The 24,917-nt window shown below is 46.8% G+C and carries 19 protein-coding genes; 9 read left to right on the forward strand and 10 right to left on the reverse strand.

Annotated elements, in window-relative coordinates:
- Positions 1 to 14: 14 nt before the first annotated feature.
- Together AAKU61_RS13860 and AAKU61_RS13865 are read right to left on the reverse strand one after the other, a co-directional pair.
- Positions 15 to 989, reverse strand: a complete 975-nt coding sequence (locus tag AAKU61_RS13860; RefSeq protein ID WP_354333110.1) for a glucosamine kinase nucleotide-binding domain-containing protein — start codon at positions 987 to 989, stop codon at positions 15 to 17.
- 327 nt (positions 990 to 1,316) lie between these two features.
- Positions 1,317 to 4,058 carry a TonB-dependent receptor gene (locus AAKU61_RS13865; RefSeq protein ID WP_354333112.1) on the reverse strand — a complete coding sequence of 914 codons (2,742 nt, stop codon included), beginning with the start codon at positions 4,056 to 4,058 and terminating at the stop codon, positions 1,317 to 1,319.
- A gap of 912 nt (positions 4,059 to 4,970) precedes the next feature.
- Between AAKU61_RS13865 and AAKU61_RS13870 the strand changes: the two genes are divergently transcribed.
- Positions 4,971 to 5,939: a cupin-like domain-containing protein gene (locus AAKU61_RS13870; RefSeq protein ID WP_354333114.1), complete on the forward strand. Its 969-nt coding sequence runs from the start codon at positions 4,971 to 4,973 to the stop codon at positions 5,937 to 5,939.
- A gap of 63 nt (positions 5,940 to 6,002) precedes the next feature.
- On the opposite strand, the gene AAKU61_RS13875 is transcribed toward AAKU61_RS13870, so the two are convergent.
- On the reverse strand, positions 6,003 to 6,902 hold the full coding sequence (locus AAKU61_RS13875; RefSeq protein ID WP_354333116.1) for a LysR family transcriptional regulator ArgP: 900 nt from the start codon (positions 6,900 to 6,902) through the stop codon (positions 6,003 to 6,005).
- A gap of 100 nt (positions 6,903 to 7,002) precedes the next feature.
- Between AAKU61_RS13875 and AAKU61_RS13880 the strand changes: the two genes are divergently transcribed.
- The 3 genes from AAKU61_RS13880 (at position 7,003) to AAKU61_RS13890 (ending at position 10,116) form a co-directional block, all read left to right on the forward strand.
- Entirely contained in the window at positions 7,003 to 7,605 is a 603-nt protein-coding gene (locus AAKU61_RS13880) for a LysE/ArgO family amino acid transporter (protein ID WP_354333117.1), read from the forward strand.
- A 317-nt stretch (positions 7,606 to 7,922) separates the two neighbouring features.
- Positions 7,923 to 8,522, forward strand: coding sequence for a TetR/AcrR family transcriptional regulator (locus tag AAKU61_RS13885; protein WP_354333119.1), 600 nt, complete (start codon positions 7,923 to 7,925; stop codon positions 8,520 to 8,522).
- 184 nt (positions 8,523 to 8,706) lie between these two features.
- Positions 8,707 to 10,116 carry an MATE family efflux transporter gene (locus AAKU61_RS13890; RefSeq protein ID WP_503012616.1) on the forward strand — a complete coding sequence of 470 codons (1,410 nt, stop codon included), beginning with the start codon at positions 8,707 to 8,709 and terminating at the stop codon, positions 10,114 to 10,116.
- A 463-nt stretch (positions 10,117 to 10,579) separates the two neighbouring features.
- Here the strand turns inward: AAKU61_RS13890 and AAKU61_RS13895 are convergent, their stop codons facing one another.
- The 3 genes from AAKU61_RS13895 to AAKU61_RS13905 all read right to left on the reverse strand — a co-directional run bounded on the left by AAKU61_RS13895 (position 10,580) and on the right by AAKU61_RS13905 (position 12,733).
- Positions 10,580 to 11,461, reverse strand: a complete 882-nt coding sequence (locus AAKU61_RS13895) for a pirin family protein (RefSeq protein WP_354333123.1) — start codon at positions 11,459 to 11,461, stop codon at positions 10,580 to 10,582.
- A gap of 315 nt (positions 11,462 to 11,776) precedes the next feature.
- Positions 11,777 to 12,154 carry a DUF6404 family protein gene (locus tag AAKU61_RS13900; RefSeq protein ID WP_354333125.1) on the reverse strand — a complete coding sequence of 126 codons (378 nt, stop codon included), beginning with the start codon at positions 12,152 to 12,154 and terminating at the stop codon, positions 11,777 to 11,779.
- A 57-nt stretch (positions 12,155 to 12,211) separates the two neighbouring features.
- A complete protein-coding gene (locus AAKU61_RS13905; protein WP_354333127.1) occupies positions 12,212 to 12,733 on the reverse strand; it encodes a hypothetical protein in 522 nt (173 codons plus the stop codon).
- Positions 12,734 to 13,316: 583 nt separating this feature from the next.
- Between AAKU61_RS13905 and AAKU61_RS13910 the strand changes: the two genes are divergently transcribed.
- Entirely contained in the window at positions 13,317 to 14,051 is a 735-nt protein-coding gene (locus tag AAKU61_RS13910) for a YoaK family protein (protein WP_354333163.1), read from the forward strand.
- A gap of 52 nt (positions 14,052 to 14,103) precedes the next feature.
- Here the strand turns inward: AAKU61_RS13910 and AAKU61_RS13915 are convergent, their stop codons facing one another.
- Together AAKU61_RS13915 and AAKU61_RS13920 are read right to left on the reverse strand one after the other, a co-directional pair.
- Positions 14,104 to 15,726: a peptide chain release factor 3 gene (locus AAKU61_RS13915; RefSeq protein WP_322121615.1), complete on the reverse strand. Its 1,623-nt coding sequence runs from the start codon at positions 15,724 to 15,726 to the stop codon at positions 14,104 to 14,106.
- Between the two features lie 276 nt (positions 15,727 to 16,002).
- A complete protein-coding gene (locus AAKU61_RS13920) occupies positions 16,003 to 16,446 on the reverse strand; it encodes a hypothetical protein (protein ID WP_354333128.1) in 444 nt (147 codons plus the stop codon).
- A gap of 434 nt (positions 16,447 to 16,880) precedes the next feature.
- On the opposite strand from AAKU61_RS13920, the gene AAKU61_RS13925 reads away from it, so the two are divergent.
- The 4 genes from AAKU61_RS13925 (at position 16,881) to msrC (ending at position 21,634) form a co-directional block, all read left to right on the forward strand.
- Positions 16,881 to 17,600, forward strand: coding sequence for a PEP-CTERM/exosortase system-associated acyltransferase (locus AAKU61_RS13925; protein WP_354333130.1), 720 nt, complete (start codon positions 16,881 to 16,883; stop codon positions 17,598 to 17,600).
- A 184-nt stretch (positions 17,601 to 17,784) separates the two neighbouring features.
- Positions 17,785 to 18,810 carry a S1/P1 nuclease gene (locus AAKU61_RS13930; protein WP_354333132.1) on the forward strand — a complete coding sequence of 342 codons (1,026 nt, stop codon included), beginning with the start codon at positions 17,785 to 17,787 and terminating at the stop codon, positions 18,808 to 18,810.
- 164 nt (positions 18,811 to 18,974) lie between these two features.
- Positions 18,975 to 20,843, forward strand: a complete 1,869-nt coding sequence (gene sppA, locus AAKU61_RS13935; RefSeq protein ID WP_354333134.1) for a signal peptide peptidase SppA — start codon at positions 18,975 to 18,977, stop codon at positions 20,841 to 20,843.
- 272 nt (positions 20,844 to 21,115) lie between these two features.
- On the forward strand, positions 21,116 to 21,634 hold the full coding sequence (msrC, locus tag AAKU61_RS13940) for a free L-methionine (R)-S-oxide reductase MsrC (RefSeq protein WP_354333135.1): 519 nt from the start codon (positions 21,116 to 21,118) through the stop codon (positions 21,632 to 21,634).
- Between the two features lie 327 nt (positions 21,635 to 21,961).
- Here the strand turns inward: msrC and AAKU61_RS13945 are convergent, their stop codons facing one another.
- Together AAKU61_RS13945 and AAKU61_RS13950 are read right to left on the reverse strand one after the other, a co-directional pair.
- Complete coding sequence (locus tag AAKU61_RS13945) at positions 21,962 to 23,659, reverse strand: long-chain-fatty-acid--CoA ligase (protein WP_354333137.1); 1,698 nt, start codon at positions 23,657 to 23,659, stop codon at positions 21,962 to 21,964.
- A gap of 400 nt (positions 23,660 to 24,059) precedes the next feature.
- Positions 24,060 to 24,824 (reverse strand): SDR family oxidoreductase, encoded by a 765-nt coding sequence (locus AAKU61_RS13950; protein ID WP_354333139.1) that lies wholly within the window; start codon positions 24,822 to 24,824, stop codon positions 24,060 to 24,062.
- Positions 24,825 to 24,917 lie beyond the last annotated feature (93 nt).

Genomic DNA, 24,917 nt, shown 5'->3' on the forward strand with positions numbered 1-24,917 from the left:
CTGCATGTTCTGTATTAAAAATTGATCTGACGTTGAATCAAAATCAATGCACCCGCTGCTGAGTCCGATTTTGGCTTTACGATGCGAGGCAATAAATCTAAAGGCAAGTAAGGCAGCATCGGTTCTGCCAAGCCACCGCACAAAGCAATCGGCAACAATCCCGACGGATCTAATGCGGACGCCATTTTAGCGACTTCGCTACCCGCAGCCAGCATAATGCTACCAGCACTGGTCGTCGTGGGTGCATGCGCAATCACGACCGGTGCCAGTTGGGCATAGTTTGTTTGATTTGCCTTGGCTAACCAGTTGAATATGAGATCACGACTCTCAGTGTTACTTCTGTTCGCTTTATGTTCAGTCTCATTTTCAGCTTCAGTAAGAGCATCAGGGCCCGCACACGCTTGCAACAATGCTGCAGAAAACGCATCCTCTGGACTGCGTCCATCCAGTACATGCTGAATATGATTGATGGCTCTTAAACCCAACCAAGCGCCGCTGGCTTCATCGCTGGATGGAAACCCCCACCCTCCAACTTCACGACGGATGCCATCCACTAACATCACCTCGCCTGCACTGCCTGTGCCTAATGCAATAATCGCACCAGCCGCGCCTTGATGTGCGCCTAACAAAGTTGTCTCGGCATCAGTTCCGATCGCCAAGGAACCAAAGCCCGGATTTTTTACATAGAATTCTGTTGCCCATTGCTTGTTATGAATACCCGCCAAGCCACAACCTGCGGCAATTTCTCGTAAGGGTGGCATCGCCAACCCTGCATCAAAAAACGCTTTTCTGGTAGCAGCAAGAATCGATTGCCAGGCTGACTCAATACCATGCATCAAACCAGATGGTCCCGCACTGCCCTGACCGACTTCAGTACCGCCAACCTGCACCAGACGCACTCGGGTTCCGGTGCCGCCGCCATCGACGCCTATCAGGTATTGGTATTGATCAATCACTTTCTCGCCCATAGAATTTTTATTGGTTTTCACTAAGTTCTTACTGTTAATTCTGCTTTTTGCAGTGCAATAAGACATCCTAGAGCTTTTATATAGTGGTTGTCAATAGGTATTTAAGTGGTATTTAAAAATCTTTTGTACTAGCGAATCATTATTTCTTTTATTGTGCAGAACGATGGGGTCACTAATGGCACCGATATTGATCATATCTATCTCAATCAAGTGATCGGATGACAGCTTCGACCAGATTACTTTCGCTAAGAAAAAGGTGACGGAGCATATGCCCCGTCACCGATAATTTGAGGGGTTTGAAATCAGCACCAACATTAGCATCGATATCAAACATCTCAGTCACTCATATTACATTTTTGCGTGCAAAGTCAGGTAGAACTGACGACCACTTTGGTACACAGAACGTGGCTGATCTTCATTTAAGGCATAATATTTTAGCGTTGGATTATTCAGATTTTGTGCATCTAAAGTGATACCAAAATTCTCATTAATCTTATAACCAAAGGATGCTGACACTGCTCCAGTTGCCGCCTGCGAGAATGCAGTCTGACGATCTAAGCCACTGTAGAAACTAGACCGATAACTATAGGACAGACGCGCATTAAACTTATCATCTTCGTAGTAACCACTCAGATTGTAAGTATTTTTGGAGGCACCCACGACGTCTTTTGAATCAGCATCTTTGGCATCAGCATAAGTGTAGTTAGTGGAGAAACCAAAGTTCTTACCGACTGGCTGCTCATACGCTAACTCGATACCTTTCACCTTGGCGCTGGTATTGGTTGGAACTGATAAAATATACGGCACCATCGCACCTTGTGGTGTCTGAGCGCTGTACGTCATATAGCTCTTAGAGACTTGTCCTATCCCGACATAGCTAGTCAAATCCATATAGAACAACCCTGCGGATAACAAAGAACGCGGTGCAAAATACCATTCTAAGGACGCGTCAAAGTTATTCGAGCGAATCGGTTTCAGATCAGGATTAGCGCCACTACCGCTACCTACACCACCGGCAACTGCTGGCGGACTCAGGCTGATCGCACTTGCCAGTGCGCCGTAGTCTGGGCGAGTCATCGTCTTCGATACAGCAAAACGGGCAACCAGATCTTTGGTGACATCAAGACGTAAATTCCCACTTGGTAAAATATCGTTATAGGTATTATCGAATTGCTGACGGATGAATGGACCAAACAGGGATGTTGTGATCGCACCAGGCGTCGTAGCAGTGGCAGCAAATGGTAAGGTCACGCTTTCTTTAGTTTGTACAAAACGGATACCAAAGTTACCGCTCCAGCCTTGACCTTCCAGATTGCTTTGGATATACGCGGCACTGGTGTTTTCTTTAAGCGCGAACTCAGATGCCCAATTTTCACGAGAGCCATCGGTCGGACGCAAGGCGTATTGCGCGTCATAAGCCGCTAACTGACCAGCGGTATAGGACCAGACGTTTGTTGGAAAACTACCACCAAGACCACTACCAAAATTACCTGGATATGAAACTGTTCCGCCAGCAGGTAAATTGTTGAATGCAGAGCCATCCAAAACCGGACGTTGATTATTCACAAAATCATTGTTGCGCTTATGTTCAGTAGCACGTACACCGAATTTCAGGTTGGTAAATACACCTTGATTAATCGCATACTCACCGTCTAGCTTAGCCCAAGTTTCTTTATCTTTAACGCTGACTTGCTGATCGCCGAAAATCCAATCCAAACCAGTATTGGCATTGCTGGAATTATTAGTCGTACCCAGATTCCAGTTGGCGGCGCTGCCAATGCCGTTCAAGCCCCAGGAAGCACCACTACCTTTGCCGGTATCCCACTCAGCCACGTCTTGTGTCAAGGTTTTTCCTGTACCGCTGGAAGTTCCCAACTGACCATTTAACTTGAAGGACGAATTGACACGCCAGCTTGCTTCAACGCTGACAAAATTAGTATCAGAACCAGCATCAGGACGGGAAATCTGATCGTAGATGCCGTATTGCGTACCAGCGACACCAGTGAAGTTAGCATTGGTCAGAGTTTTTACGCCGTTGGTCGTGCTCACAACATAACCAGGATCAGGCGCTTGTCCTGCACCGCCATTGATGAAGTGGGTGCCCCACATCATATAGTTACGATTATAGTTAGCAGCATCCATCGTCGAACTGAAGGCATTAACATCGATCGTAAAATCATTGCTTGGTTTGAATTGCAAATCAATCAAACCACCCTGACGCTTACGTACTTGTTCAAATAATGCAGAACCCATTAATCCTGGGTAATACACTCCAGCCAAATCAGGATTAGACAGGGCAACTTTGCTGTTAGGTGCAATTTTTTCGTAACCCAAAATCTCTTGGCCATCACGGCGCAGGCTACGCTTTTCAGAGAAGGCTTGGATCATGACACCAAACGTATTGGCATCATTCTTCCAGTTCAGCAACGCGCTGATTTGTGGATCGGTCTTCTTAGGCAGATCGGCATACACCGCACCGATAGTCGCTTCAGCAGTAAATTGCTTTTTAAAATCCAGCGGCTTACGGGTAATGATATCGACGGAGCCAGCAACACCCCCCTCAACTAAACTGGCCTCAGATGACTTATGGACTTCAACACGGCTAACCAACTCAGATGGCAACAAGGTATAGCTGACACTACGTCCGACACCAGGACCACTTTGGTTCAGGACAAACCAGTCACCTGCCGCCATGTTGTGGCCGTTGATTAAGGTCTGAGTCAAACTTGGGTTGGTGCCGCGCATACTGACGCGATCGTTTTCATCAAAGCCACCTTCGTTACCACTAGCAGAACTTGTTGTAACACCAGGCAAACGCTGCAATGAGTCAGCGACGTTTTTATCTGGCATTTTGCCGATATCTTCGGCAGTGATCACATCCAGATGTGAATCCGCATTACGTTTTTGATTTAAAGACTGTTGTGCAGCAGCGCGAATACCCGTAACCACCACTTCTTGTGCTGCCGGATCGGCTTGCTGCGCTTGTGCTGACATTGCGACTGTCATGATTAGCACTGCAACACCGGACGCGATTGGCGTCAGTTTAGGCGTTGATTTAGGTGCTAACTTAAGTGTCAGATTACTTTTCATTTACTCCCCCAAGATTTATCAATCAAAACAATTTGATGCCCTGCTGCGAGATATTTTTTTCTATACAGAAGAGCGTTTCGATACCACCCGCGATACTGCAACTTACCAAGTCAAACATACAAAACCACTTAAATGCCACAATTTAAAACTAACTCTATAAAACGACACAAGGTCTTTACTTACTCAATCAGGCCATGGCGTTTCAAATGCGCAGACCGTGGTTAAATAAAAACTGAATCTGATTGAGTAAGATAAAAAATCTCTAGCAAGATCACTCTCATGCTTTTTATCTTTGGGGCGACTGATACTTTGATTTTCGCCTGAAATAGGAAGCAGTGGGCTCACTGTAGTTAGCGTAAAAGTGGCTGTCAAGCGGTATCTACGTGGTATTACCGATACTCATATTGGTACTAATAAGAAGAATTAAACAAACATTACAAGCCATTGATTTAAATCAATAATTATTTAATTCAAATATGTTTTTTATAAAAGTGGACTGATTAGTTTTTACAACAAACAAATAAGCTTAATCATTTATCAGATAAACGATATTGCAGAGAAATTTTTTCTGACGGGGGCTTTTCTTGGGCGTTTTCGCTTGAACACCAGGCTTAAAAATCGATACAAAATTTGTCCATTGTCATAGACAGGAACCATCTATTTTTTTGAGCAATCAATAAAGGAAATCAAACCCATCGCAATCAAATTAGCGAATGAGGCATAAAATAATATTCAGGACTGGATATATAATTGGTATTAATGTCTTATCTAACGATGAAGTACACTCAGTCTCATTCGTGATTTTTTGAATCAAAACAAGGTAGCAACCCGACCACCACCACCACCCGCTTCGCCAGTATGAATTTGAGAAGCCAAATCAAAGTACATCGCTACTTTTAAAGAATACAACTCATGTCAAACCTTGAATTGAAGCCACTGAGAGAATTTCATCAACTGGATGAAACGACTTTTTTGCGCGATGTGATTGGTACGCGCCAGCCCTGCGTCTTACGCGGATTTGTTAAACATTGGCCCTCAGCACAGCAAGCGTCGGTAGAGGCTACTTATCGTTATTTAAAAAATCTGGATAACGGTACGGCCGTCGATGTAATACTGACACCGCCCCAAGAGGACGGCCGTATTTTTTATAATGAGGCGTTGGATGGTTTTAATTTTTTACGGAATAAATTATCAATCTCGGCGGTGTTAGATCAAATAATGCGCTACAGCCAGTTTGATCAGGCACCTTCCGTAGCGATACAAAGTGCATTGATCGCTGAATGTCTGCCCGGCTTTTTGGTGGACAATGTTTTGCCATTCATGAGTGAGCAAATCGCTCCCCGAATCTGGCTTGGTAACAAGGTGACGACACCTGCTCATATTGACACTTCCTACAATATTGCCTGTGTTGTCAGTGGTAAGCGACGCTTTACGATCTTCCCACCAGATCAGGTGGCCAACTTGTATATTGGCCCTTTAGACTTTGCACCAACCAACTCACCGATTAGTCTGGTGTCGTTCAAACAGCCGGATTTTCAGCAATTCCCCCGGTTCAAACAAGCACTGGAACATGCTTTCGTTGCAGAACTGGAGCCTGGTGATGCAATCTATATCCCAACTTTGTGGTGGCATCATGTGGAGTCGCTGAGCAAGCTCAATGTCTTGATCAACTATTGGTGGGGTGGCCCGATCCGCACTGAACAAACGCCAAGTACGCCCTTTGAATGTCTGGTGCATTGTCTGACGAATTTAAAACAACTACCGCCAGATCAAAGAGCCGCCTGGGGTGCCTTGTTTCAACATTATGTATTTTCCAAAGACGATCCTGCGGCGCATATTCCGTCACATAGACGCGGCGTTATGGATGGCAGAACTGAATGATTTTTCTTAGCTGGCGAACACGTATTTTTCACGCGCGACTAAAAAGAAATTACTTTTGAATGATTAGCGCAAGGTCTTTTGCGCTGCCTCGTGAACCATCGAGGAAATACAATCCAGATAAGTTGAACTAATTCTCCAGCGATGCCAATACAAAGAAATATCTAGCGGATACCTCTTCGCGATATGGATCAGCTCCCCTCGCTGCAAAGCTGACTCAACAATGTGCTCTGGCATCATGCCCCAGCCAAGACCTGCGCACGCCGCCTGAAAAAATGAGCGGGTAGATGGAATCATGTGTATGCGAGGTCGGATTAAATTTGTCGTGAACCGTGATATAAAAACATCTTGCAAGGCATCCTTTTGATTGAACTTCAACATAGGGGCAAGCTCAAGCGCTTTTGCATTAACGCCCTTTGGGAAATAGCGTGTCTTGAACTCCGGTGTAGCAACTGCCAGATAACGCATGATGCCCAACGGTTCAACTTTACATCCTTGGATTGCATCTGCGCTGGCACTCACTCCAGCCATTACGCTACCTTCGCGCAAAAGAGCCATTGAGTAGTCTTGGTCCTCGGTTCTGACATCCAACATCATCGAACCATCAAGTGCGACCGCCTGAAATACTGAACTAAACCAGCTATCCAACGAATCGGCATTTAAGACAATCGGAATTCTTACGGCAACAGAAGCATCTTCTGTTTGCACAGATAAACCAGAAAACATTTCTGATTCCAGCAAAGCCACCTGCTCTGCATATCGCAAAAATATACGCCCTGCTGCCGTAGGCTGGCAGGGCGTTGTGCGCTGGATCAGGATTTGCCCCAAACGATCCTCAAGCAACTTGATTCGCTGACTAATTGCTGAAGGTGTCAGGTTTAACTTCCGGGCAGCAAGCTCAAAGGTTCCCTCATTCAGTACGGCAGCAAATGCAGACAGCTGGGCATTATCGACTTTGATATTCATTTTTTCTAATGTAGATTAAAAATATTTAGCTTTACTTAATGATTCTAGCTGAATAATCTGCGCTATCCCTTTATTACTCTATTGATTGCGCTAGGTTTATATGATCTCTGATTTTCTCTCTGGATTTCTATCGGGAGCAACCCTCATCCTCGCCATCGGGGCTCAGAATTCTTTTGTCTTACGACAAGGTATACGGAATGAGCATATTGTTCCGGTCGTTCTGGTGTGCTCCTGCGCCGACGCATTGCTGATCATAGCTGGGGTTGCAGGTCTGGGACTACTGATTCAATCGAATCCTGCTGTACTAACTTTCGCACGATATGGCGGAGCGATATTTTTAGCAGCATATGGTATCGCTGCGGGAAAGCGAGCACTCCAGTCAAATCACCTAGTGGTTAACGCCGAGATTGGCGCATCCCTGGGCACCGCCATAGCGACTTGTCTAAGCTTCACTTTTCTCAATCCACATGTTTATCTGGATACAGTGATTCTTCTAGGCTCGCTAGCCAATCAGCGCCAAGGCACGGGTCGATGGATTTTTGGACTTGGCGGCTCAATGGCCAGTTTCGCCTGGTTCTTTGCGCTGGGGTTCGGCGCACGCAAACTAGCTCCACTCTTCAGCAAAGCAATTGCATGGCGCTTACTGGATACGGCGATCGCAATTTCTATGATCGGACTCAGCGTGATGCTATTCATAGGTTGAGAATACTGACGCCGGGAAACCTCATCCATACAGGTCGTTCGCTAGCAGTTATTTATTCACTCTAGTTTCGACCATGTTTGCTCATTAAAAACTAGTGAGTGATTTACAGCTAATAAAACAGTCCTGCAACAACTGTACCCAATTCTCTCTCAGTATTGAAATACCCTTGCTGTTCCTGAGCAAGATAAACACCGCCAACCGTCTAACACGCCTAGAAATAAGTTATTTTTAAATTTTTATAGATGATAATAATAATCTATTTTATTTATGACGATTATCATCTATGATGTATTTATTGACCAAATCGGGAGTAGGTAATGCCACGGGTATCACGCGAACAAATGGAATCCAATCGTGCGACGATTGAAGATGTTTCGGCTCGTTTATTCCGCGAGCAAGGTATTGCTGGTGTCAGCGTGGCGGATTTGATGTCGGCAGCAGGGCTGACGCATGGCGGGTTTTATGGCCACTTCGCCTCAAAGGACGAACTCGCCGCTGTCGCCTGTGAACACGCCTTTACAAAAGCAGCACAGAGCCGGGAAAAACGCACAAAACAAGCAGGCTCAGGCGTGGACGGTGCCGCCAGTTTAAAAAACTATGCCGACCATTATCTGACCTCGCGCCATAGAGATAATGCCGGCCAAGGTTGCCCGGCATTGGCATTTGCGACGGATGTGATGCGCGAAACGCCGGATAAACCAGTGCGCGACGCCTATCTGAGCGGCATTAAAAATATGGCAAAAGCGCTTGAAACCATGGCGGGTGCAGGCGCGCAGACTCAGCGTGAGCAAGCACTGGTGGCAATGGCAGCCGTGGTCGGCGCAATGACGCTGGCAAGAGCGACCAAGGGCGATCCTTTGTCAGATGAATTGCTGGCGGCAGTACGCGGATTTTTTGCACATCAAAATGCAGATTAATAATCTTGAAACTGATTACTGAATTGATCAAGAAGTTAATCCGAGTTAATTAGTAAAACCATGCTGCAAACCCATATTGAAAGATCGTATGCAAACCGCTCCCAGCACTAACATAAGCGCTCAAATGAGCGCTACTCCAGATACGATAAAGCTAGTAGCGACAACCGCCATACCTGATACATCAATGGATGCACGCACCAAGCTGTTGCTGGAAGCACCGATTTTATCGACCTTATTGGGGCTAGGCGCACCGAATGTTTTGGTGATGGCAGCACAAGCCGCAGTGGGCTTGATCGAAACTTATTTCGTCGGCAAATTAGGCACCGATGCGCTGGCAGGTATGGCGCTGACCTTCCCTGTTGTGATGTTGATGCAAATGATGTCGGGCGGCGCAGTAGGAGGCGGGATTGCATCTGCGATTGCGCGGGCACTGGGCGCTCGGCGGCGTGCTGATGCCGATGCATTGGTGTTGCATGCAATGCTGATTGCGCTTGGATTTGGATTGACGTTTACGCTGATTGTGCTGACTGGCGGACATTGGCTGTATAGCCAGATGGGCGGCAATGGCGGCTCGCTAGATGCTGCACTCACTTATTCCAGCTGGGTGTTCTCAGGTGCGGTGCTGATCTGGTTATTTAACTGCTTCGCGGCGATTATCCGGGGTACCGGCAATATGGCTTTTCCGGCGATGGTGACTTGCGTGGGAACAGTGGTATTGATTCCTTTGTCACCCTTGCTGATTTTTGGCTGGGGACCTATCCCGCCTATGGGTATTGCCGGCGGTGCGATGGCCTTGGTGGCATATTATTTTATCGGTTGTATCGTATTTTTTATTTACTTGCGATCCAGCAAAAGCTTATTACGCCCAACTCTGGTCAACTTCACATTCCAGAAAAAATTGTTTGGCGACATTTTAAAAGTGGGATTGATCGGCGCGGTATCTACGGTTGCGACCAATGTCACCATTGGTATTGCGACGGCATTTGTGGGCAGCTTTGGTACTGCAGCGATTGCCGGTTATGGCACTGCATCAAGGCTAGAATATTTATTGGTACCGCTGGTATTTGGCTTGGGCGGCCCGCTAGTCACCATGGTCGGCACCTGCATAGGCGCAGGTCAGCATGAGCGAGCTTTGCGGGCAAGCTGGATTGGCGCTGGCATGGCGTTTGTGGTCACAGAACTGATTGGTTTATGGGCCGCATTTTTCCCGCACGCGTGGCTGAGTATTTTTAACAGCGACCCGGCGATGCTGGAGGCTGGCTCTCAATATCTGCATATTGTCGGTCCAATGTATGGCTTCTTCGGACTGGGTCTGACGCTGTATTTTTGCTCGCAAGGAGCTGGGCGTTTGATGTGGCCGTTGCTAGGTAATATTGTCCGCCTGTCAGTTGCTGGTATCGGTGGCTGGATGGCAATGCATCATAGCGGCGGCTTGGCTGGTGTATTTTTGGCGCAAGCTGTTGCGCTGGTGATTTATGGGGTAGTCAATGCGACTGCGATTGCTGGCGGCGCTTGGTTTGGCCCAATCGGATGGCCGCGTACCACCAATGGTTTGCTGCGACGATTGAACCATGAAAGAGCCGCGTCAGCTTAGGCGGCTCGCCTGCAAGCGATGGTTCTTAAAGCTGTTGCTCTGAGGGCTGCGGTTGTTAGAGCAACAGCAAGATTACTGCTAAAGGCACGCAGAAACGACATGCGTACCGGTGAGCTTTGTTGAGTAATTCAGTTAGCTGACAATTGAAAAAACAATCAGGTGCTCCCTTTATCATCGGCCTGAATAAACAACATGGCGAGAGATTGTGAATAAGCAGTTATCTACGTAAAAATTTGGCAAATTTAATATACTCCCCATTTATTTTACTAAATATGCCGTATCGTCCAATTAATAAATGGACACTCCATATATACCTAATGGGAGTATATTAAATTGACGATAACAAAAAGATCCATTCTCACGCTAAATAGATGTGTTTAATCATCGCCTCACTACCCTTTTAACCACATTCATATCGCCATCGCATAGCCGTTATCGCAATGTCAGGCACGCTGTTATAGCGCTAATGATCAGGCAAGGGTATCCATTCCGACTCACCCGGCACCGGCGGGAACAGGCTTGCGTCCTGATTAGCCCATGCTAGTTTCGCGGCCTCTAAACGCTCCTTAGAAGTGGACACAAAATTCCACCACAAGCTGGGCGCTTTCTCCAAGGCGTCACCGCCCAACAGCATCAAAATACTATCGGCACCGGCCTTGATCACAATGTCCTCGCTAGCTTCTAGCACAAGCAGTGTGCCCGCCTCTATAGGCTGCCCATTCACAACCACGCCGCCACTGATCACGTATAGGCCACGCTCCGCGTAAGCCGCTGCTGTCGCCGGAATATCCAGCATAGCGCCCAGCTCCAGCCATGCGGCCACATATAAAGTGGGGCTATGACAAACCACTGGCGAAGTCTGGTCAAACACCCGACCTGCCAAGACATGCAGCCGCACCCCAGTCAATTCAATCCTTGGCAATTCATCCGCCGGATAATGATGGAAGGCTGGCGCAATCTCTTCATCTTTTTCCGGCAAAGCCACCCACATCTGCAAACCCTGTACTGCGATGCCTTGTTCACGGATATCCTCAGGCATACGTTCTGAATGCACTATCCCACGTCCCGCAGTCATCCAGTTAATATCTCCAGGCACAATCCGCTGCACACTACCCAGACTATCTCTGTGCATCATTGCGCCGCTAAACAGGTAGGTCACCGTTGCCAGACCAATGTGCGGATGGGGTCTGACGTCACCAGCGTGCCCACCTGGAGTGAAGAACGCCGGCCCCATATGATCAAAAAATACAAACGGTCCGATGCGTCTTATCGTTGCATCCGGCAGCAAACGCTTCACTGGGAAGCCAATATCGCGGGTCTGGCCGCGAATTAATTTGATGGTCATAACAATCTCCTGAAAACGATTAAATTTAGGATTTATTAAAATTATCTCTGCAAGGCATCGTGACGATGAGATTACTTTATACGGATAAGCTGTCGTAGTTGCAATCCAACCGAACATAGCGTGTCAGATAATGAGCGTCTGAAATCGCTACATTACGGTCGCTAGCGATCATCGAACGTACGTCTGGTTGAATCCGCCACTGAAAGGAGACACTGGCGATAATGTTTTAAGGTTTGAGATGAGAGGCGGCGCCCCGCTTGCAGGGCGCTGTCCTCTCGATTGAATCGTTAAGTACTTGAAGCCTCATAGATGTCCCTACGAATCTTGACGCTTGCCGCGAAAGCTTGACCAGCAAACGAGACCATATTTGCGTGCGATGTGTCGATAGTAAAACGGACCGACCAACGAGCCGACCGCAAAGCAACCCGCCATGAACCAAAAAACCTCTACCGCTGACAAGTGATGCCTAGCCGGATGACGAAGTGTGGAATAGAGCCACAACATCGGCGGGATTATGGCGAGACATGTACCGCTGATAAGCCCCAAGACAATGAAACTAATAAATGGTGGTGGCGGACACTCAATCCCAATGGACCACATCCAACGCCACAGCTTAGGCACGGCATTGTTTCTTGCCACTCCTTGCGCCACCATGTATTCCTCGTACTGCTTTACACGTTCTCGATGGTTCATAAGCACCTAACGTTTGAATTAACTGGCTGGCCGAAGGCCAGTCCGCTTGATGCAGGGTTAGGCGTTGCTGGCTGCATGCGCCGCCCTTGTGAGTGTTGATGCCTTCATGCTACCCAGAATACCGCGCAGATCGCTTGTGCACTCGTGCACGAGGAAGCCTTTAGGCTTGCGCTTGGCATCGCTCATTCGATCGATTGCTTCAAGCACAGCATTGGTATATGCCTTGAACTGCTGCTTGAGCGTTAGGTTCTGAATTGTCGTCCAGTCGAGCTTGGCATAACACCAGAGGTCGCGATGTTTAGGCTTGAACGAAGGGGGCGTGTCGTTTTTTGTAAACGTCATCTCTGGCCACTGACCGAAGGCGGCGACCTCAAGAGCGACAACAATGCCCTCGACCGAGCCTCCGTAATTCTTGGACTCTAGCGCTTTGGAGACTTGCTCATCGATTGCAATGGTAAAGAGACGAAATCGACCCTTGTGTTGGTGCCAATGCTCTAGAGGCCATGCATTGCTTTCCCAATGCTGACCGCCGAGCTGCAAGACTTCTACCCCAGTGACGAGGAAAGTGTGAAAGCGCATTTTTGACGCCTAACTTCAAATAGAGTGAAAAAAATTCCGCCTAACCTGGCGGCTTGTCCGGGCATCCTTGCAAGCCAACCCGTCCGTAACTCCTGCTCTGTAACGCTTTCCGCTATATGCGGTACATATATACAGCACTAAATAACCAGGAAAGGCAGGCAGCTTCCATGGACACCTAACGTCCCACTTCCGAACTCAGTTTCAAACAACCAAAGTAGCTTATCCACGTTAAAAATTGCATTCGTGATAAGTGCAATAGCTTACGCATTGAGTAAGCTTATGTCTACTGGATCTGTTCGTATGTCAGCGTTCGTACCTATGCAAACGCTCAAGAAAATCATTTGACCAGCGCCTAAGGGCACAACCGTGACATTCACGATCTGATACATCCTGTCAGATCGAGTGACAACTTGTACGGATCAGCGCTACAACACAGCGGATGCGGTTTTGCATAAGTCCTGAAATTACTTTGATTTGCGACGGTATCAGCGTATCAGCTTGCTGGTATTCCGTTTCGTCCGCTACACTGAATCATCTTCCTAAATATCTCAGGGACTTGCTCACATCTGCATCGATTGCCGCTATGCCACTTAGTTATCTCGCTCAACTAACCTCACCCCAACGCACGGCGCAAGCCAATTTGCATCTGGGTGTTGCTTTAGCATGTAATGCTGGCGCGCTTAATGCCGGTGGATTTTTGGCGGTGGGGCAATATACCTCGCACATGACGGGGATCGTCTCCTCAGCTGCAGATGACATTATTTTAGGCCGGCTGATACCCGCATTTGCGGCATTGCTGATGCTTGCTGCGTTTATCTCAGGATCGGCCAGCACTGCAATCATCGTCAACTATGCCAAACGCAATACGCCGGACTATATCTACACACCGGTATTACTTTTAGAAGCCAGTTTGCTTTTACTATTTGGTCTAGTCGGTACGACATTGCGCCAGCATGAAGTGATCACGGTATCGTTCACCGCGGTATTGTTGTGCTATGTGATGGGATTACAAAATGCGCTGATCACTAAAATTTCTAACGCAGAAATCCGTACCACGCATGTCACAGGTTTAGTCACAGATATAGGGATTGAATTGGGTAAATTAATTTACTGGAACCGCAATAAAACCATTCCCAGTCAATCGGAAGTCGTCGCCAATCGCGTAAAATTAAAAATACAATCGATGCTGATCTCGGCATTTTTTATTGGTGGATTAGTCGGCGCAGCAGGATTCAAATATCTGGGATTTATTTCTACTTTGCCGCTGGCGATTGCGCTGGTGACTTTATCTTTGGCGCCACGATTTAAATCCTCATAAAAAAACCGCCGGTGATTTCTCAATAGCGGTTTTGTTTGATTTTCCTCGGATTTTAATCCAGCTTAGCGGCATGCTCACGGGTCGCATGGAACACCACACCAGGCCAACGTTCTTGTGTCAACTTTAAATTCACACCGGAGGTAGCCAGATAAGCCATATTGCCAGCTGCATCAAAAGCGATATTGCCGCCAGCGCTGGAGCGTTCAAAATCAGCCAGCATTTTTTTATCATCGCAAGTAATCCACCGGGCACTGCTGATGCTGGTGCCTTCAAATACGGCATCGACACCGTATTCATTTTTAAGCCTGCTTGCTACAACTTCAAACTGCAATACTCCAACCGCGCCCAATACCAAATCGCTGCTGACCACGGGCTTAAATACTTGTACTGCTCCCTCTTCACCCAACTGCTGCAAACCCTTTTGCAATTGCTTGATTTTCAGTGGATTCAGAATCCGTGCTGTGCGGAAAAAATCAGGTGCAAAGTAAGGTATTCCCGTGAATTGCAACAACTCGCCCTCAGAGAAACTATCGCCAATTTGCATATTGCCGTGATTCGGCAAACCGATAATATCGCCTGCATAAGCTTCTTCCACCTGCTCGCGGGAAGACGCCATAAAGGTTACTACCGAAGACACTTTGATCTCGCGGTTCAAGCGTAAATGCTTGAGTTTCATGCCGCGCTCAAAGCGGCCAGAACAGACCCGCAAGAAGGCGATACGGTCACGGTGAGCGGGGTCCATATTCGCTTGAATTTTAAAAATAAATCCAGTGAACGGCACCTCTTTTGGTGCTACCGAACGCACGCTGGCATCACGCTCACGCGGTGCTGGCGCCCAGTCCAGCAAGGCATTGAGAATCTCGCGCACACCAAAGTTGTTGATTGCAGAACCAAAGAAGACCGGCGTCTGAACACCTGCCAAAAAATCATCCAGACTAAACGGATGGGAGGCGCCGTGCACCAGTTCCACTTCCATTTTTAACTGTTCAATTTCTAGTGGGAACATTTCTGCCAGACGAGGATTGTTGATTCCGCTGACGACTTCAAATTCTTGATCGGCACGCTCGCTACCTGGTGTGAAGAGCAAAATTTCATCACGCAAAATATGATACACACCGCGGAAAGTTTTACCCATGCCGATTGGCCATGTGACCGGCGCACACTTGATTTTTAATACCGATTCCAACTCATCGAGCAATTCCAGAGGATCTCGGGTCTCACGATCCATCTTGTTGACGAAGGTGATGATCGGCGTGTTCCGCATGCGACACACATTCAGCAACTTGAGCGTTTGCTCCTCCACACCCTTAGCAGCGTCAATCACCATCAAGGCAGAATCAACTGCCGTTAATACACGATAAGTATCTTCAGAAAAATCCTGGTGACCTGGTGTATCGAGCAAGTTGACGACATGATCACGATATTCAAACTGCATCACAGAGGAGGCAACAGAAATTCCGCGCTGTTTTTCAATCTCCATCCAGTCCGAGGTGGCATGGCGACCACTCTTACGTGCTTTGACCGTGCCCGCTAACTGAATCGCGCCGGAAAACATTAAAAGTTTTTCGGTCAGCGTGGTTTTACCCGCGTCTGGGTGAGAAATAATGCCAAAAGTACGGCGACGCTCAACCTCGCGGTTAATCAAATCACTGGAAACGGTGACAGAGGGCTGAATTGCTTCAGAATCGGCGGGAGAATTGAGGTCGGACACGGTATTGGCCAAATTAAACAAAAGCTGACAAGTTTAACGGGGTTTAGGGTTTGTGTCGAATAAGGAGGATAGTTAGAATAAATTGCAGAATGTTTTTATTCTAATATTTTATGAATACGCGGTGACATATTTTTCAATGAGCTATTCCGGCGTGCTAACGAATACTGGTAGTGCCTGATCAATCATGTCTTTATTACTAACTTGCAATGCATCAGCAAGCAGCAGACTTACTTAAGTAAATTACATCTTTTCATCAATCTTCAAGCTGGGCAAACCTTTCTTTGCAGCATCCGCACATTGCTGAACTACCCAGGCCTTGGCATCCCCATAATTATCAAAAAATTGAATAGGGCAAACGCCTTTGTAGAATTTTTCATACACTGGTTCGATAAAGTTACGTCCTTCAACATCTTGTTTTGCCACAAACGCACTGCAAACCAAATGACGCTTATCTACTGCAATTTGTGCTCTGTATGCTAGTGTTTCTAAGGCTTCGCGAGAACACAGCAAAGAATCATGCATAATCCCTACCGTGCCCCAGAGCCCTTTTGCAGAAATTTCTTCAATATGGGGCATCATCGCGTTAAACCACGCGTCCAGTAGTTCAATATTCCATTGGCCACGCACCTCTGACACCAATACTTGGTCATCAATATAAGTGGTAAAGTTTCCGTGTGGTCGCATACAGTCTTTTTTTGCGGATAGAAGAATAAAATTTCAGCAATGCATACTACTATTCGTAGTATTACGTGTGGCAGGCACATCTGAAATGAAGCTCGTTATCCGCTTAATGGTTTATTGATGTTATTAAGCAATAATTATAAGGAATAACTATCAAGCATCAAACATAAATAAGAAGCTTGCTAGAGTGGGAGATTCAATAAAAGAATCAGCGAAAAAATGGAAGCAATTCCTAGTACAAGACAATGTTGACTCAGATAATCAAATAATTACTAATATCTAGAATGTATCTTACGTTGGTTCATTCTAAAAAACTGTCAATGATAGTTAAACTTCTTGCACATATCTTGGTGCAAAAAACGTTTAAAAAAAGCGATTTTCCACATAACAATATTTAAATACAGACGATCGCATAAACCAGTAGATAAAGGCTTTTGATGTTTTATGTAAAACGAGTACAAAAACGAGACGAACTGCAAAAAATATTTGCCTTGCGCTACCAGGTGTATTGCATCGAAAAATTGTTTCTTGATCCGAAAGATTATCCTTCTGAAACAGAACAAGACGAATATGATGACTCTGCAATTCATCTGGGCGCCTTTGCACACGGCGAAAACATTGTTGGTAGCCTGCGTTTAGTACGATCGACAAATATGCATTTCCCTATTTTTGATCATTGTGCGGTCAAAGATTTGCCAAAAGATGCATCGCCGCTAGAGTTTGCGGAAATCTCACGCCTTTTAATCAGCAAAAAAAAACGCTCTACCATGCGCCCCGACAGATTAACCGTGCCTACAGGCATCGGCGAGCAACGCAATGACTTCACCGATTTCGGTATTTCTGACTTGCTGATGGAATTGTTCCGGGTGATGTTTTCTTATGCGAAACAGCGTGACATTAAATATTTGCTGGCCGCGATGGAGCCGAGTCTGATGCGGCTGCTACAACGTTATCATTTTAATTTTCGGCAAATTGGCCCGGCAACTGATTATTATGGACAAGTCATTCCATGTATCGCATCGATTGCAGAAATTGAACGACAAGTAGCAGAGAAAAATCGGGATTTTTATCTGCAATTCGCAAAACACCTGACGGATCCGAGTAGTACGTTTATCGAGGAGACTATGTGGCCTCCAAAAGATTTTTCGCCCTATTGAAAAACCAAGTGGTGATGGCAGCCTTAGCAAAAAAATGGTTTAATCTTTCGCGCAGAAAAGAAATCAGAAATACCGCTATTGCGGCTATTACCAACATAACGGCCATCCGCAGCATTCTACAAAGCACCGGACATTGAATTTACTCATATTGCCATTACCAATCACTTGGACTCTTTGAAATTGTATGAATAAACATATCAACAAAAAATTAGTCGCTGGCCTGCTAGCTAGCCTGGTTTATTTGCCTCAACTGGCTTTTGCCTGGGGCGCTGACGGGCACCAAACAGTAGGCGCGATTGCCGATACGATGCTGGTCGGGACTAAGGCGGGTGAAAAAGTTAAATCTATTTTGGGCAATCGCAGTCTGGAGCTAGTCTCCGTCTGGGCTGATTGTGCAAAAGGTATCAGCCCTGAAAAAGACTACGCTTACACCGTGCCAGGGCGCTATCCAGAGTGCCAGCCGTTTGAAAACCCGGAAGACATCAAGGCCCTGGCTGATTTTGTCCGTCGCAATCAAAGCAACTGTAACCCGGGCGCGGATGAAGAAAGCTGTCACAAACAATATCACTACTCCGATGTGAGCTTGCAGCACGACCACTACAAAACGGGCTATACAGGGACGAGCGATCATGATGTGGTGCACGCGATTCAGGCAAGTATCGATGTGCTGAGCGGCAAACCGGCACCAGCACCATTTAGCATTAAAGATCAGCGCGAAGCCTTGGAGTTGCTGACACATTATGTTGGCGATATCCACCAACCTTTGCATGTAGGCTCAATTTATCTTGGTGCAGACGGCAAAATCATTAATCCCGACGACACGCAATATGACAAAACATCTAATACCATTGGTGGCAATGCGTTAAATTGCCCTTGTGGTAATTTACATTCGCTGTGGGACGATGTGCCGCTGAATTTTAAGCGCGGCAGGATGAACGAATCATTGGCGAAAAAAGCTAAAACTGTCGCTGCGGATGCTGCCCCGATCCAAGAATGGCCAGTGCTGTGGGCAGACGAATCGATCCGCAACGCCCGTCTGGTTTTTGGCGGCGCGCAATTTAGTCAGCGTACACCCAATGTCAAAGGCAATAACTGGTCTATCGCCTTACCGTTAGCTTATGAAAAAACCATGTATAACGTCAAAGAAGATGCGTTGACGAAAGCTGGCGCTCATCTGGCGCAAGTTTTACAAGCCATCTGGCCAGAATAATTTTCGCCTGAATCACAATAAGGCGCTTTTTAGCTCTATGCTATAGCGCTTTTAGTTTCAACAACTGTTACCAGTTATCGTCAATTGTCATCAGTAGTCACAAATAGTTCTCGTCCGGCATTTACTTTGATTTTTTCTATACTTTCCTACTTTCAGGAGCACGCATGTCTTTCACCCCAATCCGCTGGATAAAAAACAGCATTGTTTTTGTCTGGAATGCTCTGGATTTTGGCCGCCGCCTTATTCTTAATTTAATCTTGCTGACTCTGATTATCGTAATTGCCGTTGGCATTTTCTCTGGTCCAGGCAAAAAATTGGATGATAAAACTGCGCTGATGCTGACGTTAAAAGGCAGCCTGGTTGAACAAAATGCTGGTAGCGCACGCGATACTTTGCTGGCAGAAGCCCAAGGTACGGCACAAAAAACGATGCAGCTACGCGATATTTTGGCGGTGCTAGACAGCGCATCCAAAGACCCAAAGATTACTAGCCTGGTCCTCATGACAGATGAGATGCAAGGCGCAGGCTTGCCAATGTTGCGTGAGGTAGCTGCCGCGATTGATCGCTTTAAAGCTAGTGGCAAAACCGTAGTAGCCTGGGGCTCCAGTTATGATCAGCGCCAATATTTTCTAGCCTCGCATGCGACTGAAGTGTATATGCACCCGATGGGTAATGTGATGCTGACTGGCTTTGGTCGCTATCGCAATTACTACCGCGATGCACTCGACAAACTCGGCATCACAGTCAACCTGATTAAGGTCGGTACTTATAAAAGTTTTGCCGAGCCTTACATCGCCAACGAACCGTCGGCCGCAGCAACTGAAGCTGAAAGTTATTTGTATAACGCGATGTGGGCAAGCTATACCGGCGATGTAGAAAAAGCCCGTAAATTACCCGCTGGTAGCATCATGCAAGGCATCAATCAATTACCCGATTTGCTAAAAGCGACTAACGGTGACGCAGCAAAAATGGCGGTCAATGCCAAGCTGTTGGATGGACTGAAAACCCGTGATGAAATTCGCCAGTTAATGATTTCTAAAGGTGCGCGTGATGATCAGAACAAGAGTTTTAAGCAAGTAGCGTTTGACGATTATCTGGCCTCACTAAGACCAAAAATTCTGGGCGATGCCATCGGTGTTGTCATCGCTTCTGGCGAGATCAGCGAAGGGATGGCGCCACCCGGAGCGATTGGCGGTCTCTCTACTGCCAACCTGATCCGCAAAGCGCGTGAGGATGACCAGATCAAAGCAATCGTTCTGCGTGTTGATTCCCCTGGCGGCAGCGCCTTTGGTTCGGAACTAATCCGTCGCGAACTGGAGTTGACCCGTAGTGCAGGCAAACCGGTAGTCGTCTCTATGGGTAACGTAGCAGCATCTGGCGGCTATTGGATATCGATGGCATCTGACGAAGTGATCGCCGACGCGACCACAGTCACTGGATCAATCGGTGTATTCGCTATCTTGCCAACTGCTGACAAAGCCTTGGATAAAATCGGCGTACACACTGGCGGCACAACCACAACCTGGCTGGCGGACGGCTTCAATCCGCTACGTCCGCTGGACCCTAAATTTGGCGAAGTAATACAAGCCAGCATTAACCACATCTATGATGATTTCACTACCAAAGCAGCCAAGGCGCGCAAAACTACGCCAGAGAAAATTGATGCAGTAGCACAAGGCCGTGTCTGGACAGGTCAACAAGCCAAAGATCGCGGTTTGGTCGACACGGTTGGCACCTACGGCGATGCTCTGGTATCGGCAGCCAAGCGCGCTAAACTCGGTGCGGATTACCGTACTGTGTATATTGAGCGCGAGCCTTCCAAATTTGATCGCGTCTTCAGCATGTTTGGTACATCTGTCGCCAAAGCATTTGCGACTGTATTAAACGACCAATTCAAAGTAGCGATTGTCCCGACTGGTTTACCACCAGAATCCGCCATGCAGATGGCAAAAGAATTGAGCTGGTTATCTGACATCAATAAAGGTAATAAAGGCTATGCGGCGATGACACATTGTCTGTGCAGCGTCCCTTAATAACCGGATGTAGCACGATGTTCTGGCTCGATTTGATTCTGTATGACTTGATTTGATGTAGCTCTGCCAGAACGAGTAAGGATAAAAACTAAAAAGGGTAAGCAATAAGATGCTTGCCCTTTTTTTCGTCCAAAATCTACGTGCCGAATTTTTATCGGCGAAGTTTAAGTGGGAATACGTTTGGTGACTCGGATAGAAATTCTGGGATAATGCATGGTCTTCATTAAGATACTTCATTTCTTATCCTGTCTTCTTACTCAAGCATCCACACTATGTTCACACCACCTAGCGCCAGCACCAAGCCCGATTACCAATTACTTGTTCGCCAAGTGATCAGCATTTTGGAAGGCGAAACCGATCTCACCGCCAACGCGGCACAATTTTCTGCGCTGGTCTATGACACCATCGCTGATTTAAATTGGGCAGGTTTTTATCTGGTAAAACCGGCTAAAACATCGGCGCATAGTGCCAACACAAACAAGCAAGAATTATTAGTCGGCCCTTTCCAAGGCAAAGTTGCTTGCGCCCGGATCGCATTTGGCAAAGGTGTTTGCGGTACATCAGCAGCAGAACGTAAAACAATACTGGTACCCGACGTGCATGCATTCCCTGGCCATATCGCCTGTGACTCGGCATCGAATGCGGAGATCGTTATTCCCGTGATCAAGAATGGTGAATTGTTTGGCGTGTTCGATATCGACAGCCCAAGCCTGAACCGATTTAGCGCAGAAGATCAGCAAGGATTAGAGGCGATGGTCGCGGCGTTTGTCGATGCGACGGATTTTAGCTAAGGCTGAGATAGCTGTCTGTATAAGATCTAAACCCAGATTTTCCATTAGGATTTGAGCTAATGGAAATCTGGGTTTATTTTTCTGGAACTATCTGAACCGTTCTGCGTTATTTCAGATTTATCTTAAAATAGAAAAACAATATACTGGGTAGATGTATCATAATTAGATACCGTATCGTCCAATCATTATTTGGACGATTCATAAAAATTAGCACATACTCCCCACAATTTACTTTATAGATATCCAGATCAAGCTTGCAGAATGTTTTGAAATTCGGCTTTAAAATTCAACTTTAAAACTGTCATCTCAAAACGTCAAACTTCCATATCAAGCCTTCAGCTTTCTCGCCTCTTCTTCGTACAACTCTTTCTTCGATAACTTACCTACTGGCGTTTTCGGCAAGTCAGCCCGAATTTCCATGGTTTGCAGCATCTCGTGTTTGCCTAGTTTGTCTTTCAAAAAGTGTTTCAACTCGTCTAAAGTAAATGTGGCTGCACCGGTTTTGAGTTTGATAAATGCTTTTGGCGACTGACCACGATAGGCGTCCGGTATGCCTATCACGCTGACCTCAGCGACCGATGGATGCTCGTAAATCGCTTCTTCAATATTGCGTGGATAGACGTTGTAACCACCGCATAAGATCATGTCTTTAGTGCGATCCACGATATAGATAAAGCCATCTTCATCCATGTAGCCGACATCACCTGTACGGAAAAATCCATCAGAGGTAAAGGACTCTGCGGTCGCTTCTGGCTTCTTCCAATAACCCTTCATGATATTGGCACCCGCAACACAAATCTCGCCACGCTCGCCTATGCCCACATACTTGCGAGCATCGTCCACGCTGGCAAATTTAAAATTAATCCCCGGTGCTGGCAAGCCGCAAGACCCTGCTTTGCGCTTACTAAATAGCGAGGTAAACGTACCCGTTGGTGAGGTCTCTGTCATACCCCAGCCTTCAAGCAAACTACAACCGGTAATGCTCTGAAATTGCTGCAACACTTCCGCTGGCAAAGGTGCGCCGCCGGAGTTGCAAAACTTCAACGAACTCAGATCGTATTGTTTGATATCGGGATAATTGATGATGGCGGTATACATTGTCGGCACACCTGGGAAGATGGTGATTTTTTTACTGGCCAGATCTTTCACTACGGCTTCCACATCAAATCGGGTATGCAAAAATATCTCTGCACCCATAGAGACGCCAAACAACATATCGACGGTTAAAGCATAAATATGGAACAGCGGCAGCACCGCCAGAACCCGCTCTGCACCTTCGGTCAGAATCGGCGGGCTAACATTCAGCGTCTCTTTGATCTGGCTGCATGCTGTCGTTAAGTTTGCATGCGTCAGCATGGCACCTTTAGGCAAACCTGTCGTGCCGCCGGTGTACTGTAAAACGGCGATCGTATCTTTGGGATCGGTCGCTACAATCGCATTGAACTTTGCTTCGCCTGCTAACAATTGGGCAAATTGCACATGCTGCGCATCATCGGGAATTGCACACAGTTGTTGCGCTTTCTCCAGATTGGCATGTACGGCGCCGGGGTAAGGCGACATCTCGGCGATATTGCCGATAATCAGTTTTTTCAGGCGCGTATGACCGAGCATTTTTGCCATCTGCGGATATAGCATGACCATGTCGAGCGTGACCAGCAAGTCAGTCTCACTGTCGGCGATTTTATGCTCCAAGACTTTTTCCGCATCCAGCGGTGAGTAATTGACAACCGTACCGCCCGCTTTTAATACGGCAAAAAAACTGATCACGTAGTGCGGCGTATTCGGCAAAAACAAACCAACATGCACACCAGGCTTGACACCCAATTGCTGAAATCCTGCGGCAGCTTTTTCGACCAAGGCATGCAACTCACGGTAGCTGGTCTTTTTACCCATAAAGTCGAGAGCCGGATGATCAGGCCATTTTTCCAAGGCATGATCAAGCAATTGTGGCACTGGCATAACTGGTAACTCTGCGTCCCAGCGGACACCGGCTGGGTAGGATGCGATCCAAGGAAAATCTGTCATTGTCTCTCTCACTTTGTTGGAAATGAAATCTGTTTATTTATAATTATTTGTACTTATTTTTTGCTTACGGTTTAACTCTTTGCGGCTCATTACGGCTCGTTACTGCTTATTACGGCTTATTGCGCTGTCGCTGGCTCTACTATTTTTTTGCTGCTTTCCGACTGTTTTTCTACCACCGTTTCAATTATTTAGTCCCTTGCTTAGACGATACAACTATCGATATTTACGCGAACAGCAAGAGTTTAAATAAAATATACTCACTACCTGTATTTTTTATTGTCCATATAAAACTTAATCAATAAGCCAATTTATAGACATACTCCCCTATTTTATTGAATAGCTGATGTAAAAAAAGGATTTAAGTCAAACTCATTTTAAATCCATTCTATGCAGCTATAACTTAGATCGCCGTCAGTCCGCCGTCAACTGCTAGTTGATGTCCTGTTACAAACGAAGACAAATCTGAACATAACCATAGCGCCGCATTAGCGATTTCTGATGCCTCGCCAATCCTACCGATCGGGTGCAATTTTTGGATCATTTTTTCGCGTCTTGGTTCGCGGGCGATCGCGTTATCCATCATCGGTGTACGGATCACACCCGGGCACACCGCATTGACACGGATGCCTGCGCGGCCATATTCGGCAGCGGCGGTTTTGGTCAATCCAACCACGGCATGTTTGCTGGCGGCATAAATCGGCTGCATAGGCGCACCGACCAAACCGGCGACCGAGGCGGTGTTGACGATAGTGCCACCGCCTTGTTGCAGCATCTGTTTGATTTCATACTTCATACAAAGCCAGACGCCTTTCACATTGACGTTCATGATCTTGTCAAAACTGGCCTCGTCGGAGTCAGCCAATGCGTGATGTTCAATCTCTATACCTGCATTATTAAAAGCGCAGTCCAGGCGGCCATAGACGCTCACAATCCCGGCGATCAAAGACTCGACTTCGGCCGCTTTAGAAATATCGGTTTTTACAAATCGCACGGTACCGCCAGCAAACGAGATCATGGCCTGCGTCTCCTCCGCGCCGACCACGTCAATATCGGCAATCGTTAGTTTGGCACCAGCTTTAGCAAACGCCAAGGCGGCAGCTCGTCCTATGCCACTGGCGGCACCTGTGACCAGTACTGATTTATCTTTAAATGTGATCTCGGGCATATTGTCTCCATTCATTAATTTTTTTGATGGACTTACGCAAAACTCCTCAAAGCATTGCAGCGCCTACCCGCTTCGAAATACTGTTGTCGTCGC

Source organism: Undibacterium sp. GrIS 1.2 (assembly GCF_040544435.1).
GTDB lineage: Bacteria > Pseudomonadota > Gammaproteobacteria > Burkholderiales > Burkholderiaceae_D > Undibacterium.

Excerpts from the sequence above, each read along its gene's own strand:
- AAKU61_RS13875 (WP_354333116.1), bottom strand. The coding sequence starts at position 6,902 with ATGAATATCAAAGTCGATAATGCCCAGCTGTCTGCATTTGCTGCCGTA.
- AAKU61_RS13885 (WP_354333119.1), top strand. The coding sequence starts at position 7,923 with ATGCCACGGGTATCACGCGAACAAATGGAATCCAATCGTGCGACGATT.
- msrC (WP_354333135.1), top strand. The coding sequence starts at position 21,116 with ATGTTCACACCACCTAGCGCCAGCACCAAGCCCGATTACCAATTACTT.
- AAKU61_RS13900 (WP_354333125.1), bottom strand. The coding sequence starts at position 12,154 with ATGAACCATCGAGAACGTGTAAAGCAGTACGAGGAATACATGGTGGCG.
- AAKU61_RS13895 (WP_354333123.1), bottom strand. The coding sequence starts at position 11,461 with ATGACCATCAAATTAATTCGCGGCCAGACCCGCGATATTGGCTTCCCA.
- AAKU61_RS13920 (WP_354333128.1), bottom strand. The coding sequence starts at position 16,446 with ATGCGACCACACGGAAACTTTACCACTTATATTGATGACCAAGTATTG.
- AAKU61_RS13910 (WP_354333163.1), top strand. The coding sequence starts at position 13,317 with ATGCCACTTAGTTATCTCGCTCAACTAACCTCACCCCAACGCACGGCG.
- AAKU61_RS13905 (WP_354333127.1), bottom strand. The coding sequence starts at position 12,733 with ATGCGCTTTCACACTTTCCTCGTCACTGGGGTAGAAGTCTTGCAGCTC.
- AAKU61_RS13865 (WP_354333112.1), bottom strand. The coding sequence starts at position 4,058 with ATGAAAAGTAATCTGACACTTAAGTTAGCACCTAAATCAACGCCTAAA.
- AAKU61_RS13945 (WP_354333137.1), bottom strand. The coding sequence starts at position 23,659 with ATGACAGATTTTCCTTGGATCGCATCCTACCCAGCCGGTGTCCGCTGG.
- AAKU61_RS13880 (WP_354333117.1), top strand. The coding sequence starts at position 7,003 with ATGATCTCTGATTTTCTCTCTGGATTTCTATCGGGAGCAACCCTCATC.
- AAKU61_RS13950 (WP_354333139.1), bottom strand. The coding sequence starts at position 24,824 with ATGCCCGAGATCACATTTAAAGATAAATCAGTACTGGTCACAGGTGCC.
- AAKU61_RS13890 (WP_503012616.1), top strand. The coding sequence starts at position 8,707 with ATGGATGCACGCACCAAGCTGTTGCTGGAAGCACCGATTTTATCGACC.
- AAKU61_RS13870 (WP_354333114.1), top strand. The coding sequence starts at position 4,971 with ATGTCAAACCTTGAATTGAAGCCACTGAGAGAATTTCATCAACTGGAT.
- sppA (WP_354333134.1), top strand. The coding sequence starts at position 18,975 with ATGTCTTTCACCCCAATCCGCTGGATAAAAAACAGCATTGTTTTTGTC.
- AAKU61_RS13930 (WP_354333132.1), top strand. The coding sequence starts at position 17,785 with ATGAATAAACATATCAACAAAAAATTAGTCGCTGGCCTGCTAGCTAGC.
- AAKU61_RS13925 (WP_354333130.1), top strand. The coding sequence starts at position 16,881 with ATGTTTTATGTAAAACGAGTACAAAAACGAGACGAACTGCAAAAAATA.